The following is a 17431-nucleotide window of genomic DNA, read 5'->3' on the forward strand; positions in this document are numbered from 1 at the left end:
CACTCCAGGGCTCTGGCCCCTGATGTTGCCGTGATGGCGCCGCCAGACGGCTCTACCGTGCGGCCTGCCATTCATCGGTCACAAAGCTGTAACATTGCTGCTGCAAAGTGTGCCGGCCATCACACGGAGCGCTTTTCGATGATACGCCTGATGAAATCTGCTGCACTCGCCGTTGCCGTTTCTCTTTGCGCCACTTCGGCATCCTTTGCCGCAGAGAACATCCGCCTGACCGGTTCCGGCGCAAGTTTCCCGGCACCGATCTACCTGACCTGGTTCAAGGCCTTCAGCAAGGAAACCGACGGTGTCACCGTTGACTACCAGTCCAAGGGGAGCGGGGCGGGTGTTCAGGACTTTCTGAACAAGACCGTCGACTTTGCCGCCAGCGATTCGGCAATGAAAGCCGAAGAAATCGCCAAGGTCGGCGAAGGCGTGCAGTTGCTGCCAATGACCGCCGGTGAAATCGTCCTGGCTTACAACCTGCCAGGCAACCCCAAAGGGCTGAAGCTGCCACGCGATGTGTACTCCAACATCTTCCTCGGCAAGATCACCCAGTGGAACGACCCGCAGATCGTCGCGGCCAACCCTGAGCTGAAACTGCCCGCCACCCCGATCACCGTGGTCGTGCGTGCCGACTCCAGCGGCACCACTGCGGTATTCACCAAGCACCTGTCGGCCATCAACGCTGACTTCAAGCAAGCGCTGGGTGAAGGCAACACCGTCAACTGGCCGGCCAGCGACAAGTTCATCAAGTCGCCGAAGAACGATGGCGTAACCGCCACCGTCCGCCAGACCCCAGGTGCCATCGGCTACATCGAATACGGCTTCGCCAAGCTGGCCAAGGTCGACTTCGCCCAACTGCAGAACAAGGCCGGCCAATACGTCGTGCCGAACGCCGAGAGCGGTGCCGAGGCGCTGGCTGCGGTGAAGATGCCGGAGAACCTGGTGGCCTGGCTGCCTGACCCGGACGGTGCCAAGTCCTACCCGATCACCTCCTACACCTGGATGATCTTCCGCAAGGACAACGGTAACCCGGCCAAGGCCAAGGCCATGCGCGAAATGGTCGAATACAGCCTGACCGAAGGCCAGAAGATCGCCGACTCGATGGGCTACATCCCGCTGCCAGCGTCGGTTGTCGATCAGGTACGCAAAGCGTCGGCCAACATTCAGTAACACGCCCAGGCGCTCCCGGTGTGGTCTGGCGGCCATGCCGGGTGTGTTTGCCCTCTGTCCCGGAACTTGCCAATGAACACTCCTTTTGCCATCCCGGCTAACCCCGACTCCGCGTGCCAGCCACCGTCTGCGAAAGACTTCCTGGTTGATCGCACCTTCCGTGCGCTTGCACGCATCGGTGTGGTGCTGGTGCTGGCGCTGGTCTTCGCGCTGGTCTACGAAGTGGGCCGCAAGGCACTGCCAGGCATCGAGAAGCACGGCTTTGACGTGCTGTTCGGCAATGTCTGGGACGTCAACCAAGGCAAGTACGGTATTCTGCCAGCGATCTGGGGCACGCTCTACAGCGCCCTTATCGCCCTGTTGATCGCCGGTTTCTTCGGCGTCAGCATGGCCATCTTCCTGACCCAGGACTTCCTCCCGGCCCGGCTGGCGGCGGTGTTCCGCACCATCGTCGAGCTGCTCGCTGCCATCCCCAGCGTCGTCTACGGCCTGTGGGGGATCTATGTGGTCATCCCGGCCATTCGCCCGCTGACCACCTGGCTGAACAGCGAGCTGGGCTGGATTCCCTTTTTTGGTACTTCCCTGAGCGGCCCAGGGCTGCTGCCTGCCGCGCTGGTGCTGGCGATCATGATTCTGCCGACCATCGCCGCCGTTTCGCAGGACGCCCTGACCAGCGTGCCAATGAAGACCAAGCAGGCCGCCTACGGCCTGGGCGCCACCCACTGGGAGGCCATTCTCAAGGTAATGGTGCCATCGGCAGCCACCGGCATCTTCGGTTCGCTGGTGCTCGGCCTGGGCCGTGCGCTGGGTGAAACCATGGCGCTGGCCATGCTGGTGGGCAATGCCAACAACATTTCCCTGTCCTTGTTCGCCCCGGCCAACACGCTGGCGGCCTTGCTGGCCCTGAACTTCCCGGAGGCCGGCCCGAACGAGGTCGAGGTACTGATGTACGCCGCACTGGTGCTGATGTTCATCACCCTGCTGGTGAACGTGCTCGGCTCGATGATCATGCTCTACGCCCAGCGGGGTAACAAATGATGACCAACCTCACCACCCCTGCAAACGCGTTGCCCAGCCTGCAGCGCAAGCTGGAAGGCCGTTCCCTGCGCAGCCTGGTGTTGACCACGCTGGCATGGTTCGCGGCACTGGTTGCCAGCGTGCCGCTGATCTCCGTGCTGTACATGCTGATCACTCGCGGTGGCGCACGCCTCAACCTGGAGGTGTTCACCGAGCTGCCACCCACCGGTTTCGAGATGGGCGGGGGCTTTGGCAACGCCATGGCCGGTACTTTCGTCATGGTCGGCATTGCTGCTGCCATCGCCGTCCCGGTCGGTATCCTGGCCGCGGTGTTCCTGGCCGAACTCGGCCCGGACAGCAAGCTGGCCAACACCGCGCGCTTTGCCGCCAAGATGCTCACCGGCCTGCCGTCGATCCTGGCTGGCGTATTCGCCTATGCCCTGGTGGTGATGACCACCGGCACCTACTCCGCGCCGGCAGGTGGTGTGGCCCTGGCGGTACTGATGCTGCCCATCGTCGTGCTGACCGCTGAAGAGTCGATGAAGATGGTGCCCAAGATCATGAAGGATGCCGCCTACGGCATGGGCTGCACCCGTGCCCAGGTGATCTGGAAAATCGTCCTGCCCACCGGCCTGCCGGCCATCCTGACCGGCGTCATGCTGGCCGTGGCCCGTGCCGCCGGCGAGACCGCGCCGCTGCTGTTCACCGCGCTGTTCAGCAACTACTGGATCCTGCATGACGGCGACCTGGCGGTCATGAACCCGACGGCCTCGCTGGCCGTACTGATCTACAACTTCTCCGGCATGCCATTCGACAACCAGCTCGAGCTCGCCTGGGCGGCCTCGCTGGTACTGGTGATGATCGTGCTGGTAATCAACATTCTGAGCCGAGTATTCGGCAAGCCCAAGTATTGAGAAAGGGAGCATCCGACCTTGAACGTATCCACTGCGCCAAAAGCCGCTCCCGTGGTCAGCGAAGCCCCCATTGTCATGGACTGCAAGCTGGACAAGATCTTCTACGGCAATTTCATGGCCGTTCGCGACAGCCATGTGCCGATCCGCAAGAACGAGATCACCGGTTTCATCGGGCCGTCTGGCTGCGGCAAGAGTACCGTGCTGCGTAGCCTCAACCGCATGAATGACCTGGTGAAGGGCTTCCGTTTCGAAGGCCATGTGCACTTCCTGGGCCAGGACGTCTACGGCAAGGGCGTCGACCCTGTGGTGGTGCGCCGCTACATCGGCATGGTGTTCCAGCAGCCCAACCCGTTCTCGATGAGCATCTTCGACAACGTCGCCTTCGGCCTGCGCCTGAACCGCTACAAGGGCGATATTGGTGACCGCGTCAAGCACGCGCTGCAGGGCGCCGCGCTGTGGGACGAGGTGAAGGACAAGCTCAAGGTCAGCGGCCTGGCACTTTCCGGTGGCCAGCAACAGCGTCTGTGCATCGCCCGCGCCATCGCCACCGAGCCGGAAGTGCTGCTGCTGGACGAACCCTGCTCGGCACTCGACCCGATTGCCACCCGCCGGGTGGAGGAGCTGATGGTCGAGTTGAAGAAGGACTACACCATCGCCCTGGTGACCCACAACATGCAGCAGGCGATTCGTGTGGCCGACACCACCGCGTTCTTCTCGGTCGATATCTCCAAGGGCACCCGTACCGGTTACCTGGTCGAGATGGGCCCGACCACGCAGATTTTCCAGAACCCGCGTGAGCAGCTGACCGCCGACTACATCAGCGGCAAGTTCAGCTGAGGCCGTACGTGCCAAGGTGGCCGGGTGTTGCAGTCAGGAAGGCTGCAACACCCGGCCGCATTACCTTCCGTCAAGTGTTACCAGGGATTTCCAATGCCAGCGACGCGTCGTCTTGATCTGCCAGCGGTAGAGCGCGCACTGCGTGAGGTGCAGGCCCGCTTTGCCGAACTCAGCCAGCATTTCACCGAACCGCGCGATCCGTTTACCGACGAGGTGCTGCTGAATGTGGTTGAAGGCTATGCCCTGATTGACGACTATGTCGCCCGGGGTGTCGACCTTTTCGACCTTCAGCAACTGAACCTGATGCTGGAGATCAATGCCACCGTGCTGTGCGGCAGCGACCCGGCACGCAGGCTGGAGTTTGCCCCGCACCTGGCGGCGACCGAGGCGCACTTTTTCAACAACGTGGAGGGCGGCATCAAGGACCTCTACAACTGGTATTGCTCGTATGGCAGCGATTCGATCTGGAAGCGCGCGGCGGGTGTCTACGTTCGAATTCTCAGCAAGCCGCAGCTGTTCATCGAAGGCAACAACCGCACAGGGTCGCTCATTGTCAGCTACCTGCTGATGCGCGCGGGGTTACCGCCATTCGTGTTGTCGCTGGACAATGCCGAGGGTTACTTCAACCCATCCTCGGTCATACGCAACTCTGCCAAGCATGGTGTCAAGGCTTTGTACGAACTACCCAAGATCAAGAAAAAGTATGCAGCTTTCCTTGAAGCGCACGCGCCTGAGCCCGGCAAGTTCTTCCTGGGCGTCACATCCATGCCTGCGCGCGAGAGGTGCCGCTGATGCAAAGCTCTTCTCTGTTCCAACGCGGGCGGCAAGCCATCGAGCGCACGTTCAACCGCCCGCAGATACGCATTTCGTTCGATATCGACGACACGCTCGCCTGCCAGGCCGACCATGCCGCCGCCGAGGACAGCAAGCTGCCGGCGTTCATCCACCGCTGGTTGGGTGAACCCCTGCGCAGTGGCACGCGCTCACTGATCCGCGACCTGCGCCGCCAGGGCTGCAGCATCTGGATCTACACCTCGTCGGGGCGCACGCCGTCCTACATCCGCCGTTGGTTGATGCTCTACGGTATCCGGGTCGATGGCGTGGTCAACAGTGACCGGCACCAGCATATCCTGGCCGTGAACGGGCTTGAGAATGCGCCTTCCAAGTTGCCGTCGGCCTTCGATATCGACCTGCATGTCGATGATTCCGAGGGCGTGCGGCTGGAAGGCGTCGACCACGGTTTTCGCGTGGTGGTGGTGTGCCCCAAGGATGAGAACTGGGCGCAGAAAGTGATGGATGCGGCGGTCGATGTGCAGGCACAGCTGGCCTGGCAGCAACCGCACCGCTATGAAATGCCGGTACGGCAGCGTTCGCAGGCCCTCGCTTCCTGAGGGCTTCAAGGTACTTTTCTCGTTACGCCTCTTCGCTACTTGTTGCCCCCCCACACCTCCCTTCGCGGTTTCCCATTTTCAGCTTCGGCTTGACTCGTGAAATTTTTCATGTAATTTTTCATGAAAAATAACTCTAAAAATTTCACGGCAGTCTCAAACGATGAAGATGCACGAAGAGGTTGAAGCCCTCGCGATCCTTATTCACGACCTGCGCAAATTCAAGAACCTGACCCTGGGCGAACTGGCCGAGCGCATCAACCGCTCGGTGGGCTTCCTGTCCCAGGTCGAGCGCGGTGTTTCGCGCCCTACCGTGGCCGATCTCACCGCCATCAGTGAAGCGCTCGGCGTATCCACCGCGTACTTCTACAACCTGAGCAAGCCCCGCAGCGTCAGCTGGGTCACGCGCCCCCACGAGCGGCGCACGCTGTACCTCGAGTCGGGCATCACCGATGTGCTGGCTTCGCCCACCATCGGCGGCGCGTTCTCCATGCTCGACAGCCATCTCGAGCCAGGCGCCAGCAGTGGCGAGCTGTACCTGACCGACCGTTCCGAGCAAGGCTGTTTCGTGCTCGAAGGCGAACTCACGGTCTGGCTGGACCACGGCGACGCCGTGACCCTGCAGGCCAACGACTGCTTCCAGCTGCACCCCCACGCGCAGTTCCGTTACGCCAACCTGACGGAAAAAGCCACTCGCGTGCTCTGGGTCTTCAACTGAATTCGTTCACCTCACAAGGACAAGAAGATGAGTGTCGTCTTTCCGGATCTGCTGACTGAAGTGCGCTCGTTCCGAGCGAAACACCCAGAAATACGTTATGTCGACCTGATTGCGCTGGATATCCCCGGGCACTTTTACGGCAAGCGCTACCCCATGGACATGCTGGAAAAAGTCGCAGCCGGCGCGCCGCTGAAGTTGCCGCAGAACTGTGTGCTGCTGGGCACCCAGGGTGGCCTCTACCCGATCGGTGACTACTGCTTCGCCGACGGTGACCCGGATGCCGCCCGCCGACTGGTGCCGGGTACCCTCAGGCCGGTGCGCTGGGAAAAGGAACCGATCGCGCAGATGCTCATAACCTCCGACGGCACCGCCAATCCCATCGAGTTCGAGCCCCGTGAAGTGTTGGCCCGGGTGATCCAGCGCCTGGCCAGGCGCGGCATTCGCCCGGTGGTGGCCTTCGAGCTGGAGTTCTACCTGTTCGACCGCAAGCTCGATAACGGCCTGCCACAGTACCCACGCGACAAGGCGACCGACGACCACGACGACCAGCCGAACATGCACATCGAGCGGCTGTCGCGCTTTGCACCGGTGCTGCACGAAATGGTCGATGGTGCCAACGAGCAAGGCGTGCCGGCGAACGTCATCACCGCGGAGCTGGGCCCAGGCCAGTTCGAGATCAACTTCTCGCACAGCGACGATGCCATGAGCGCGGCGGACTGGTCGGCGCTGTTCGGCCGCAGTACCCGCGGGATCGCGATGAAGCACGGCTACCGAGCCAGCTTCATGAGCAAGCCGTACCTGGATGCGCCGGGCAGCGGCATGCATGTGCACGTCAGCCTGTACGACAACGCCGGCAACAACATCCTCGCCGGCGATGACCAGCGCAAGCTGCGCCATGCGGTGGCAGGGTGCCTGGAGTTGCTGCCGCACTGCATGCCGATCTTCGCCCCGAACCACAATGCCTACCGCCGTTACGGTGCCATGGTCAACGCGGCGAGCAAGGCCAGCTGGGGTTTCGAAGATCGCGATGCATGTATTCGCATCCCCGAGTCCGACCCCCGCAACCTGCGCATCGAACACCGCCTCGCTGGGGCCGATGCCAACCCGTACCTGGTGCTGGCGGCCATCCTGACCGGGATGGAGCATGGCCTGGAACGTGGCGTCGAGCCCATCGCCCCGCTGAACGACAACCGCCAGAGCGGCATCGAGTTCCCCAAGGATGCCTTCAGTGCCCTGGCCGCCATGCGTCACCACCCGGAGGTCAACGCGGGCCTTGGCAGTGAATTCGTGATGGTCTACTGCGAAAACAAATACCAGGAGCAACTGGATTTCATGCGCCACATCGATGCCCGCGAATACCGCTGGTTCCTGTAGGTGCCGGGGTCGGGACAGCGCCGCTGCACCCTGCCTTTCTACCGTTTCAATACAACGCGCAATATGGATTTGCCGGAGGAAGATATGCCACGTGTGCCCGTTATCGGCATTACCGCATGCACCAGCATGATCGAGCTGCATGCAACCCAGACCATCAGCGAGAAGTACGCGCGCGCGGCGGCCAAGGCAGCGTGTGGGCTGCCCATCGTGATACCCAGCCTCGCAGACCTGATGGACAGCGCCGATATTCTCGACGTGGTGGATGGGCTGATCTTCACCGGTTCGCCGTCCAACATCGAACCGTTGCACTACAACGGCCCGGCCAGTGCAGCGGGCACCCATCACGATCCGCTGCGTGATGCCACCACACTGCCACTGATGCGTGCGGCCATCGCCGCCGGAGTGCCGGTGCTGGGCATCTGCCGTGGTTTCCAGGAAATGAACGTGGCGCTGGGTGGCACCTTGCACCAGAAAGTGCATGAGACCGGCATGTTCATGGACCACCGCGAAAGCAAGGGTGAGCCCATCGAAAAGCAATACGGCCCGCGTCACGCCCTGCATATAGAGCCCGGCGGCATGCTCGACCGCATGGGTTTGCCGGCGGTTATCGATGTCAATTCCATCCACGGCCAGGGCATCGATGTACTGGCCCCCGGGCTGAGGGTGGAGGCGCTGGCGCCCGATGGCCTGGTGGAAGCTGTTTCGGTCGAGAACAGCAAAGGCTTTGCCCTGGCCGTGCAATGGCACCCCGAGTACCAGGTCATGGACAACCCGCATTACCTGACCATCTTCCAGTCCTTTGGCAAGGCCTGCCGGCATCGCTCGGTACTGCGCCAGATGCTGTTGAAGACCGCCTGACAGCGATCTTTCCCAATTACAAAAAAAGTACCTGCGCAGCACGGCTGCGCAACTTGATGGAGTGAAGTCAATGAGTGAGCAGAATTCGCAGACCCTTGCCTGGCAAGCCATGAGCCGCGACCACCACCTGGCCCCGTTCAGCGATGTTCGGCAGCTGGCCGAGAAAGGCCCGCGCATCATCACCTCGGCCAAAGGTGTGTACCTCTGGGACAGCGAGGGCCACAAGATTCTCGATGGCATGGCGGGCCTGTGGTGCGTGGCGGTGGGCTATGGGCGCGATGAGCTGGCCGACGTCGCCAGCCAGCAGATGAAGCAGCTGCCGTACTACAACCTGTTCTTCCAGACCGCGCACCCGCCCGCGCTGGAACTGGCCAAGGCGATCGCCGATGTGGCCCCGCAAGGCATGACTCACGTGTTCTTCACCGGCTCTGGCTCCGAAGGCAACGACACCGTGCTGCGCATGGTCCGCCATTACTGGGCGCTCAAGGGCCAGAAGAACAAGAAGGTCATCATCGGCCGCATCAACGGTTACCACGGCTCCACCGTGGCCGGCGCGGGCCTGGGCGGCATGAGCGGCATGCACCAGCAGGGCGGGCAAATCCCGGATATCGTACATATCCCGCAGCCATACTGGTATGGCGAAGGCGGCGACATGACCGAGGCCGACTTCGGCGTGTGGGCGGCCGAACAGCTGGAGAAAAAGATCCTCGAAGTTGGCGTGGACAACGTTGCCGCCTTCATCGCCGAACCGATCCAGGGCGCTGGCGGGGTGATCATTCCACCGCAGACCTACTGGCCGAAGGTGAAGGAGATCCTGGCCAGGTACGACATCCTCTTCGTCGCTGACGAAGTGATCTGCGGCTTCGGCCGTACAGGCGAGTGGTTCGGTAGCGACTACTACGACCTCAAGCCCGACCTGATGACCATCGCCAAGGGCCTTACCTCCGGCTATATCCCCATGGGCGGCGTGATCGTGCGAGATGAAGTGGCCAAAGTCATCAGCGAAGGCGGCGACTTCAATCACGGCTTCACCTATTCCGGCCACCCGGTGGCGGCTGCGGTCGGCCTTGAGAACCTGCGGATCCTGCGTGACGAAAAGATCATCGAGCAGGTGCACGACAAGACCGCGCCTTACCTGCAACAACGCCTGCGCGAGCTGGCGGACCACCCGCTGGTAGGCGAGGTACGCGGCCTGGGCATGCTCGGTGCGATCGAGCTGGTGAAGGACAAGGCCACCCGCGCGCGCTATGAAGGCAAAGGTGTCGGCATGATCTGTCGCCAGCACTGCTTCGACAACGGCCTGATCATGCGTGCCGTGGGCGACACCATGATCATCGCGCCGCCGCTGGTTATCAGCATCGAGGAGATCGACGAACTGGTGGAGAAGGCCCGCAAGTGCCTGGACTTGACGTACGAGGCTGTTCGGTAAGGGGGGCTGCTGTGCAGCCCATCGCCGGCAAGCCAGCTCCCACCTCGACCGCATCGACTTCAAGTGCTGCGCAGTACCTGTGGGAGCTGGCTTGCCGGCGATGGGCCGCAAGGCGGCCCCGAATTACACTGCCGGTTCCCGCAATTCCTTGAAGAATCTTGCTTTGTGAAATGAATCATGTACTTTTCAGGGCATCAATTTTCCCATCCGAAAGTCGCGATTCAACCATGAAAGTGCACGAAGAGATCGAAGGCCTGGCCGTACTGATTCGCGACCTGCGCAAGTTCAAGGGCCTGACACTGGGCGAACTGGCCCAGCGCATCGGCCGTTCGGTGGGCTTTCTGTCCCAGGTCGAACGGGGCGTATCCCGCCCAACCGTGGCCGACCTCACGGCTATCAGCGAAGAGCTCGGCGTTTCCACGGCCTATTTCTACAAACTGGACCAGCCCCGCGAACTCGAGTGGGTCACCCGCCCTCACGAGCGTCGTACCCTTCACCTGGCCGGTGGCATCACCGATGTGCTGGCATCCCCCACGATAACGGGCGCGTTCTCCATGCTCGACAGCCACCTGGAGCCGGGGGCCAGCAGTGGCGAGGAGTACCTGGACGACAGCTCGGAGCAGGGCTGCTTCGTGCTCGAAGGCGAACTGACCGTCTGGCTGGATGGCGGCGAGCCGGTAACGCTGCGCGCCAATGACAGTTTTCAGCTGCAACCCCACGCGAGCTTTCGTTACGCCAACCTGACAGACAAGCTCACCCGCGTGCTCTGGGTATTCAGCTGAGAGGGGAATCCAGGCTGGCTCTGGAGTCACCAGGCATTCGGTGTCCCGTCCCACGCCCAGAATGTACCGCTCTGTTCCGGGCCGTGTCGGCTCACCAGCGCTAGAATGCATGTCGCTGCAAACGCCGGCGAGAACAGTTTTCCTGGCGCCACATTGCCCTGAAAGGGTTGGGAAAGGCGGGTGTCGGTGGTCCCGGGATGCAGCAACAGTACCGTGGAAGCGGGGTTCAGTCGCTTGAGCTCGATGCTCGCGGTACGCAGAAGCTGGTTGAGCGCCGCCTTGCTGGCGCGATAGCTGTACCACCCGCCAAGATTATTGTCGCTGATCGACCCGACCCGCGCCGACAGCGCCACATAGGTCATCGGTTGCTGTCGCAACAAGGGCAGCAAGTGCCTGAGCAGCAGGACAGGGGCGAAACAGTTGGTCGTGAAGCTGGCCAGCAGCCCCGCCATATCCACCTGTGTCAGCGCTTTTTCGGCCCGTGCGGGTGGCGCTTGCAGCACGCCAAGCGTGCAAAATACCAGGTTCAAGTGGTTGCAGCAGGCGCCCACCCGCGCCGCCAGTGTTTGCAGTGCCACTTCGGAACACGCGTCGCAGTCGATGCGAACCAACTGTCGTGGGTGCTCGGCGAGCAAAGCATCCAGCGCAGGGCTACTGGTGGCATGTCGCGAGACGGCAAACACCCGTCCGATGTCGTCGCGCGCCAGCAGTTGTGTACACAGTGCAAGGCCGATGCCCTGGCTGGCTCCGCAGACCAGCACGTTGGCGGGGGTATGAAGGTCATTGATAAGGCTCACTGAACTGCCTCCTTTGCCGGCCCCGACGCAGGTATGCCACTGTCACTGGCTCTGTCGAAACAAGGCCCTGAGACCTGCAAGTAAAAGTTGTACAACCTCATAAAAAACTGTACATAGTTTCTAATATTGTACAGGTATTTCACGTGCTCGAGGTCAGTATGGGGCACACGACTCGTTGGGCCTGGCTTTGCCTGCTATTGACTGCCCTGTCGGAGGCGGCGGACTGGCGAGCGGAGCTGCCGGCAGCGCAACGGCTGGGCGTCGGTGAGTTCAGCTGGTTTGGCTTGCGCCTTTACACCGCACAGCTCTGGGCGGCAGGTCCGGTCCAGGACTGGAGCCGGCCTTTTGCCCTTGAGCTGGCCTATCACCGAAGCCTGTCCAGGGACACGCTGGTACAGGCCAGCCTCGAGGAAATGTACCGCCTGGCACCTGAAAACGTGACGCCGCAGCGGCGCGCGGCGTGGTCCCAGGCCATGCAGCAGGCGTTTGTGGATGTACGGCCAGGCATGCGCATCACCGGCTTGTACATGCCGGGGCAGGGCTGCCGCTTCTACGTCGATGGCAAACTCAGCCGGGCGGTCGCCGACCCCGTTTTTGCACGGGCGTTCTTCGCCATCTGGCTCGATCCGCGGGCCAGGGATCAACAACTGCGTCAGCGTCTGCTGGGGGGCATGCCATGAATCTGCATAGCGGTAACGCTGACCAGCCAGGGGTAGCCTGAAGATGCGCCTGGGTCTGGTACTGGGTGACCAGCTGTCCTTCGACCTGGCAAGCCTCAACGCCCTCGATCCTGCCCGCGATGCTGTGCTGATGGCGGAAGTGGAAGGGGAAGCCAGGTACGTGCCGCATCATCCGCTGAAGATCGTCCTGATCTTCAGCGCCATGCGGCACTTCGCACTGGCACTGCGCGAGCGCGGTTGGCAGGTGCATTATGTGCAACTCGATGATGACGGCAACAGCGGAACCATCGTTGGCGAGTTGCGGCGCTGGCAGCAGGCCCTGGGAGCCACGCATATTCACCTGACCGAGTGCGGAGAGTGGCGCCTGGAGCAGGCGTTGCGCGATGCCGCACTGCCGCTTGTGTGGCATCGCGACACGCGGTTTCTATGCTCTCGCGAAGCTTTCGCGCGCTGGGCCCGGGAGCGCGGCCAACTGCGCATGGAGCACTTCTACCGTGGCATGCGCAAGCGCACCGGCCTGCTGCTGGAGCCTGACGGCAGCCCGGCAGGTGGAACCTGGAATCTCGATGGCGACAACCGCAAGGCCTTGCCTCGCCAGCTACGTGGCCCCTTCGCCGCACATTTCGCACAGGACGACATCACAGTTGCAGTAATAGCTCTGGTACGGCAACGCTTCAGCGACCACTACGGAGCCATCGACGGTTTCGACTACCCGGTGACCCATGCCGAGGCACAGCAGCTCTGGCAACACTTTCTGGATTTCGGCCTGGCGGCTTTCGGTGACTACCAGGATGCGATGGCCGAGGGCGAGCCGTACCTGTTCCATGCGCGCATCAGTGCAGCACTCAACATCGGGCTTCTTGATGTGCGTTTTCTATGCGACGGGGTCGACAAGGCCTGGCGCGAGGGGCGAGTGCCGCTCAATGCAGCAGAGGGCTTCATCCGCCAGCTGATCGGCTGGCGTGAGTATGTACGCGGCATCTATTGGCTGCGCATGCCGGAGTATGCCGCGCTCAATTACCTGGGTAACGAGCGAGCGTTGCCGGAATTCTACTGGACCGGTCGCACCCGCATGCGCTGCATGGAGCAGGCCATCGGGCAGACCCTTCGCTTGGGTTACGCTCACCATATCCAGCGCCTGATGGTCACCGGCAACTTCGCCTTGTTGGCCGGTATCGCGCCTACTGCAATCTGTGAGTGGTACCTGGCTGTCTACATGGACGCCTTCGACTGGGTCGAACTGCCCAATACGCTTGGTATGGTGATGTACGCCGACGGCGGCTACCTGGGCTCCAAGCCTTACTGCGCCAGCGGTCGCTACATCCAGCGCATGTCCGATCATTGCAAGGCGTGCAGTTACAGGGTTGACCAGGTGGCCGAGGAGGACGCCTGCCCGTTCAATGCCCTGTACTGGCATTTTCTCATCCGTCATCGCCACCTGCTTTCGGCCAACCCGCGTCTGGCGCTGGTCTATCGAAACCTCGATGGCATGTCGGCTGACCGTCGCGATGCCATCTGGCAGCGTGGCCAGTCACTTTTGGCGCGACTCGATGCGGTGCAGCCGATATGAAAAAGGGTCTTTTGCCCAGCAAGGTCTGCGTGGTGTGTGGGCGGCCGTTCAACTGGCGCAAGCGCTGGTCACGTTGCTGGGAGCAGGTGCGCTACTGCTCCGAACGATGCCGCAGGTCAGCACCGCACCGCAAGGCGCACGAGCAGGGGGAGGGTAACGGCCCATATCGGCATCAGTAACAGGCCGGTTACCGGTGCGCCCATGGGCAAGTCGACATTTGCCAGCCCCGCTCCGCCTATATAGGCCAGCGGGCCGCCAACTGCACCTAGCAGTGCACCGAGCTGCCAGTGCCTGTCGGCCCATGCCAGGCTGTGGCGCATGCCGCTGGCCAGTACCAGCCACAGCAGCGCAAGCCACAGCGGCAATGGCCAGGTGTCGAAGCTGAACACGCCCAGCGCGCCCAGCACGCTATCCAGCACACACCCGAGCGGCGTTACCAGCAACAGCGCCTTGACCTCTGCGTGGACGGCCGGGCACAGGCTCAGATGCACGGCCAGGCCAGCAATCACCAGCATCGACAGGAAGGGTTTTTCGGCCCCCAGTATGCATAGCCACCAGCCAGCCTGTAGCCACAAGGCATTGGCGAGCAGCCAGCCACGGCTCATCAGGCACTGCCAGGCAAGGGCGCGCGCCGTGCCTGGGGCGCTGCCCAGAGCAGATGCGCGACACCGATGGTGCGCTCCTCGAAACCGCCTTGGCAGTAACACAGGTAGAACTCCCACAGGCGCTGGAACATGTCGTCGTAGCCCAGGTCCGTCAGCGCTGCGCGTGCCTGGCGCAGGTTTTCTCGCCAATGCCGCAATGTGTGGGCATAGTCCTGGCCGAAATCTTCCATGTGCAAGAGGTTGAGTGCGGTGTGCCGGCTGGCAGTTTCCAGCATCACGCTCAACGAAGGCAGGGCGCCACCGGGGAAGATGTAGCGCTGGATGAAGTCGACCGACCGCCGCGCCTGCTCATAGCGCTGGTCGCGTATGGTGATCGCTTGCAACAGCATCAGGCCGTCGGGCTTGAGTAGCGAGGCGCACTGGCGGAAATACACCGGCAGGTAACGGTGGCCGACAGCCTCGATCATCTCGATCGAGACCAGTTTGTCGAAGGTGCCTTGAAGATCGCGGTAGTCTTCGCGAAGCACTTTCACGCGCTGCTCCAGCCCCAGGGCCTGAACGCGTTGCAGGGTATGGCTGTACTGCGCCTCGGAAAGCGTGGTGGTGGTGACCTTGCAGCCATATCGGGTGGCGGCGTGGATTGCCAGGCTGCCCCACCCGCAGCCGATCTCCAGCAGGTGGTCGGCAGGGCTCAGCTCCAGCTTCTGGCAGATGCGCTCCAGCTTGTGCAGCTGTGCTTGCTCCAGTGTCTGCCCCGGGTGTTCGAACTGAGCTGCCGAATACATCATGGTGGGGTCGAGCAGCCGCTCGAACAGGGCATTGCCCAGATCGTAGTGCGCCAGAATATTGCGGCGGGCACCGCGCCTGTTGTTGCGGTTGAGTTTGTGCTGCAACCGCAGGGCAGGGCGGCCGAAGCGGGCCAGGCCCCCCTCGAGGGCGTCAAGTACCTCAAGGTTTGCGACGAACAGACGAGTCACCAGCGCCAGGTCGGGACTGCGCCAATAGCCGTGAATGTAGGCTTCGCCAGCACCGATCGAGCCATTGCCGGCTATCAGGCCCCAGGTGATGTCATCAAGGATCTCCACCTCGGCCTGCAACGGGCTGTGGGCGTCACCGAAACTCCACTGCTGCCCGTGGCTGAGCAGGCGCAGGTGGCCATGGCGCAGCCTGCCCAGCCGGGCGAGCACGGCATTTCGTGCCAGCCCGCCGAACAATGGCCCGAGGCCTGCGAACTTGCTAACGCTCAGGGTGGGGTTCGACATCATCAGGGTCCTCGCAGGAATGGCCGAGCGCCAGGTTACGCTGGCTGGCCGTGTGGTCATGGACGGGTGTGCGTTTGAACAGCAGGCGCAATGCCTGCCAGTAAATGGCCGAGACGGTGCGCAGGCTCATCCATGGGAAGGCCAGTACGTATCGGTGCACAGCGGCTCTATCCAGCGCCTGGCGTTGCAAGGCCAGGTCGGCCTCGAACACCTTGCTATCGGCTTGCCAGTTCTCCATGTGGATGCGTACATGTTCAGCGTCCAGGGCGAAGCGCAAGCGATAGTCCATGTGCAGTGGCATGAACGGCGACACATGGAAGGCCTTGGCGACGGTGAAGGGCCCGGCAAGGTTTCCGCGCACCGGCAGCACGTAATGGAAGCGTTCACGCCATGGTGTGTTTCGCACCTCCAGCAGGATTGCCGTCAGCCGTCCGTCACGGTCATGGCAGAAATAGAAACTGACCGGGTTGAACGACAGCCCCCAGCAACGCAACTGCGTGAGCAGGTGCACCGGCCCCTCAGGCATTTCTCCCGTCGCGCTGCGCACCAGCAAGCGTGCAGCCTGGGCCAGGGTCTCGCCCCGGCGGGTCTGGGCTGGCAGGTAATCTGCCTGGTTCCAGCTCAGCGGCGCCAGGCGCCAGCGCCACAGCCAGCGTGACAGGCCTGTCAGCAAGGCTTGCTCGTCCAGGTCCAGGTAGAACATGCCGATCCTGTAGCGGAAGGCGTGGGGGCGCGGCGCCAGGCGCCGGTGGCTGACCCAGCCCACGCAAAGGCTGCTGTTCACAGGTGCTCTCCGAAATGCGCGGCCACCTTCAACGCACTGACCACGCCATCTTCGTGAAAGCCGTTGCCCCAGTAGGCGCCGCAGAAGTAACTGTGGCGCTGGCCCTGCAGCTGCGCCTGGCGCGCCTGCGCGGCGCACGCCGCAAGGCTGTATTGCGGATGGTCGTACTGGAAGCGGGCAATGATCTGCGCCGGATCCACCAGCGCGGTCTGGTTGAGGCTCACGCAGAAGGTCGTCGCTGCCTGGATACCTTGCAGAATGTTCATGTTGTAGGTCAGCGCGGCAGGCGCCTGCTGCGGCCCGCCGAGACGGTAGTTCCAGCTGGCCCAGGCGCGCTTGCGGCGGGGTAGCAGACGGGTATCGGTGTGCAGCACCACATCGTTGCTGGCATAACCGATGGCGCCGAGCACTTCCCGTTCCTGCACGCTCGGCGCTTCGAGCAAAGCCAGGGCCTGGTCGCTGTGGCAGGCGAACACCACATTGTCGAAACGCTCGGTACCGGCAGCGCTCGTCAGGGTGACGCCACCTTCGTCGCGGCTGACCCGGAAAACCTTGCAGTCGAGGCGGATGCGCCCGGCAAACGGCCGGCACAGCGGACTGACGTAGCTGCGCGAACCCCCTTCGATCACGCGCCACTGTGGACGTTGGTTGACCGACAACAAGCCGTGGTTGCGACAAAACCGCACAAAGAACGCAAGTGGGAAGGCGAGCATGTCCGCGCGGGACATCGACCAGATCGCCGACCCCATCGGTACGATGTAATGGTCGATGAAGCGCTGTCCATAGCGCTGAGCCCGGAGGTAGGCGCCCAGGGTCGCGTTGGCATCGATACGCTGGTTATCCAGGTCGGCGAGCGCCTGACGATTGAAACGCAGAATATCCCGTAGCATCCCCCAGAACCCCGGGGACACCAGGTTGCGGCGTTGGGCGAACAGGGTATTCAGGTCGTGCCCGTTGTATTCCAGGCCAGTGACCGGATCATGCACGGAGAAGCTCATTTCGGTCGGCCGTGAGGCGACCTTCAGGTGGTCGAGCAAGCGGATGAAGTGCGGGTAGGTCCAGTCATTGAAGACGATGAAGCCGGTATCTATTGCATGGCGTTCACCCTGCCAGATCACATCGAGGGTATGCGTGTGGCCCCCGATCCATTTCTCGGCTTCGAAAACCGTCACCTCATGCTTGCGTGACAGCAGATGAGCGCAGGTTAACCCTGCAATGCCGCTGCCGATGATTGCTATACGCATGG

At 62.4% G+C, this 17431-nt stretch carries 19 protein-coding genes; 14 read left to right on the forward strand and 5 right to left on the reverse strand.

What is annotated here, in order from left to right; all coding sequences use genetic code 11:
- Positions 1-138: 138 nt before the first annotated feature.
- The 11 genes from pstS to CAG18_RS00130 all read left to right on the forward strand — a co-directional run bounded on the left by pstS (position 139) and on the right by CAG18_RS00130 (position 10487).
- Complete coding sequence (gene pstS / locus CAG18_RS00080) at positions 139-1170, forward strand: phosphate ABC transporter substrate-binding protein PstS (protein ID WP_003259756.1); 1032 nt, start codon at positions 139-141, stop codon at positions 1168-1170.
- 72 nt (positions 1171-1242) lie between these two features.
- Positions 1243-2208 (forward strand): phosphate ABC transporter permease subunit PstC, encoded by a 966-nt coding sequence (gene pstC / locus CAG18_RS00085; RefSeq protein WP_085719659.1) that lies wholly within the window; start codon positions 1243-1245, stop codon positions 2206-2208.
- Positions 2208-3101, forward strand: coding sequence for a phosphate ABC transporter permease PstA (gene pstA / locus CAG18_RS00090; RefSeq protein WP_085719661.1), 894 nt, complete (start codon positions 2208-2210; stop codon positions 3099-3101). Before pstC ends, pstA begins: the two co-directional genes overlap by 1 nt.
- Positions 3102-3176: 75 nt before the next feature.
- Positions 3177-3938 carry a phosphate ABC transporter ATP-binding protein PstB gene (gene pstB, locus CAG18_RS00095; RefSeq protein ID WP_031324478.1) on the forward strand — a complete coding sequence of 254 codons (762 nt, stop codon included), beginning with the start codon at positions 3177-3179 and terminating at the stop codon, positions 3936-3938.
- 93 nt (positions 3939-4031) lie between these two features.
- Positions 4032-4730, forward strand: a complete 699-nt coding sequence (locus CAG18_RS00100) for a hypothetical protein (protein ID WP_015270024.1) — start codon at positions 4032-4034, stop codon at positions 4728-4730.
- Complete coding sequence (locus CAG18_RS00105; protein ID WP_085719663.1) at positions 4730-5329, forward strand: hypothetical protein; 600 nt, start codon at positions 4730-4732, stop codon at positions 5327-5329. Before CAG18_RS00100 ends, CAG18_RS00105 begins: the two co-directional genes overlap by 1 nt.
- Positions 5330-5489: 160 nt before the next feature.
- Positions 5490-6044, forward strand: a complete 555-nt coding sequence (locus CAG18_RS00110) for a helix-turn-helix domain-containing protein (protein WP_015270026.1) — start codon at positions 5490-5492, stop codon at positions 6042-6044.
- A gap of 27 nt (positions 6045-6071) precedes the next feature.
- A complete protein-coding gene (locus CAG18_RS00115) occupies positions 6072-7418 on the forward strand; it encodes a glutamine synthetase family protein (protein WP_085719665.1) in 1347 nt (448 codons plus the stop codon).
- A gap of 84 nt (positions 7419-7502) precedes the next feature.
- Positions 7503-8276 (forward strand): gamma-glutamyl-gamma-aminobutyrate hydrolase family protein, encoded by a 774-nt coding sequence (locus CAG18_RS00120; RefSeq protein WP_061550787.1) that lies wholly within the window; start codon positions 7503-7505, stop codon positions 8274-8276.
- 70 nt (positions 8277-8346) lie between these two features.
- Positions 8347-9705 carry an aspartate aminotransferase family protein gene (locus CAG18_RS00125; protein ID WP_085719667.1) on the forward strand — a complete coding sequence of 453 codons (1359 nt, stop codon included), beginning with the start codon at positions 8347-8349 and terminating at the stop codon, positions 9703-9705.
- A 227-nt stretch (positions 9706-9932) separates the two neighbouring features.
- The gene (locus CAG18_RS00130; protein WP_054572893.1) at positions 9933-10487 is read left to right on the forward strand and encodes a helix-turn-helix domain-containing protein; all 555 of its coding nucleotides are present in this window, start codon (positions 9933-9935) and stop codon (positions 10485-10487) included.
- 26 nt (positions 10488-10513) lie between these two features.
- Here the strand turns inward: CAG18_RS00130 and CAG18_RS00135 are convergent, their stop codons facing one another.
- Positions 10514-11284 carry an SDR family NAD(P)-dependent oxidoreductase gene (locus tag CAG18_RS00135; protein ID WP_085719669.1) on the reverse strand — a complete coding sequence of 257 codons (771 nt, stop codon included), beginning with the start codon at positions 11282-11284 and terminating at the stop codon, positions 10514-10516.
- A 158-nt stretch (positions 11285-11442) separates the two neighbouring features.
- Here CAG18_RS00135 and CAG18_RS00140 point away from each other — a divergent pair, with 158 nt between their 5' ends.
- Genes CAG18_RS00140 through CAG18_RS00150 form a run of 3 tightly spaced genes read left to right on the forward strand, consistent with a single transcriptional unit; the run spans position 11443 to position 13713 of the window.
- Positions 11443-11964 (forward strand): chalcone isomerase family protein, encoded by a 522-nt coding sequence (locus tag CAG18_RS00140; RefSeq protein WP_085720410.1) that lies wholly within the window; start codon positions 11443-11445, stop codon positions 11962-11964.
- A gap of 43 nt (positions 11965-12007) precedes the next feature.
- The gene (locus CAG18_RS00145) at positions 12008-13534 is read left to right on the forward strand and encodes a cryptochrome/photolyase family protein (protein ID WP_015270032.1); all 1527 of its coding nucleotides are present in this window, start codon (positions 12008-12010) and stop codon (positions 13532-13534) included.
- Entirely contained in the window at positions 13531-13713 is a 183-nt protein-coding gene (locus tag CAG18_RS00150; RefSeq protein ID WP_015270033.1) for a DUF2256 domain-containing protein, read from the forward strand. Before CAG18_RS00145 ends, CAG18_RS00150 begins: the two co-directional genes overlap by 4 nt.
- Here CAG18_RS00150 and CAG18_RS00155 read toward each other — a convergent pair.
- The 4 genes from CAG18_RS00155 to CAG18_RS00170 are packed head-to-tail and all read right to left on the reverse strand — an operon-like array spanning position 13651 to position 17429.
- Positions 13651-14139: a DUF2878 domain-containing protein gene (locus tag CAG18_RS00155; RefSeq protein ID WP_015270034.1), complete on the reverse strand. Its 489-nt coding sequence runs from the start codon at positions 14137-14139 to the stop codon at positions 13651-13653. The two genes, CAG18_RS00150 and CAG18_RS00155, sit on opposite strands and share 63 nt — an antisense overlap.
- A complete protein-coding gene (locus tag CAG18_RS00160) occupies positions 14139-15401 on the reverse strand; it encodes a cyclopropane-fatty-acyl-phospholipid synthase family protein (RefSeq protein ID WP_015270035.1) in 1263 nt (420 codons plus the stop codon). The genes CAG18_RS00155 and CAG18_RS00160 overlap by 1 nt, the downstream gene beginning before the upstream one ends.
- Positions 15376-16185 (reverse strand): DUF1365 domain-containing protein, encoded by an 810-nt coding sequence (locus tag CAG18_RS00165; RefSeq protein ID WP_085719671.1) that lies wholly within the window; start codon positions 16183-16185, stop codon positions 15376-15378. The genes CAG18_RS00160 and CAG18_RS00165 overlap by 26 nt, the downstream gene beginning before the upstream one ends.
- Positions 16182-17429 (reverse strand): NAD(P)/FAD-dependent oxidoreductase, encoded by a 1248-nt coding sequence (locus CAG18_RS00170; protein ID WP_015270037.1) that lies wholly within the window; start codon positions 17427-17429, stop codon positions 16182-16184. The genes CAG18_RS00165 and CAG18_RS00170 overlap by 4 nt, the downstream gene beginning before the upstream one ends.
- Between the last annotated feature and the right edge of the window lie 2 nt (positions 17430-17431).

The sequence above is a fragment of the Pseudomonas sp. B22(2017) genome (assembly GCF_002113105.1).
GTDB classification, from domain to species: domain Bacteria; phylum Pseudomonadota; class Gammaproteobacteria; order Pseudomonadales; family Pseudomonadaceae; genus Aquipseudomonas; species Aquipseudomonas asiatica.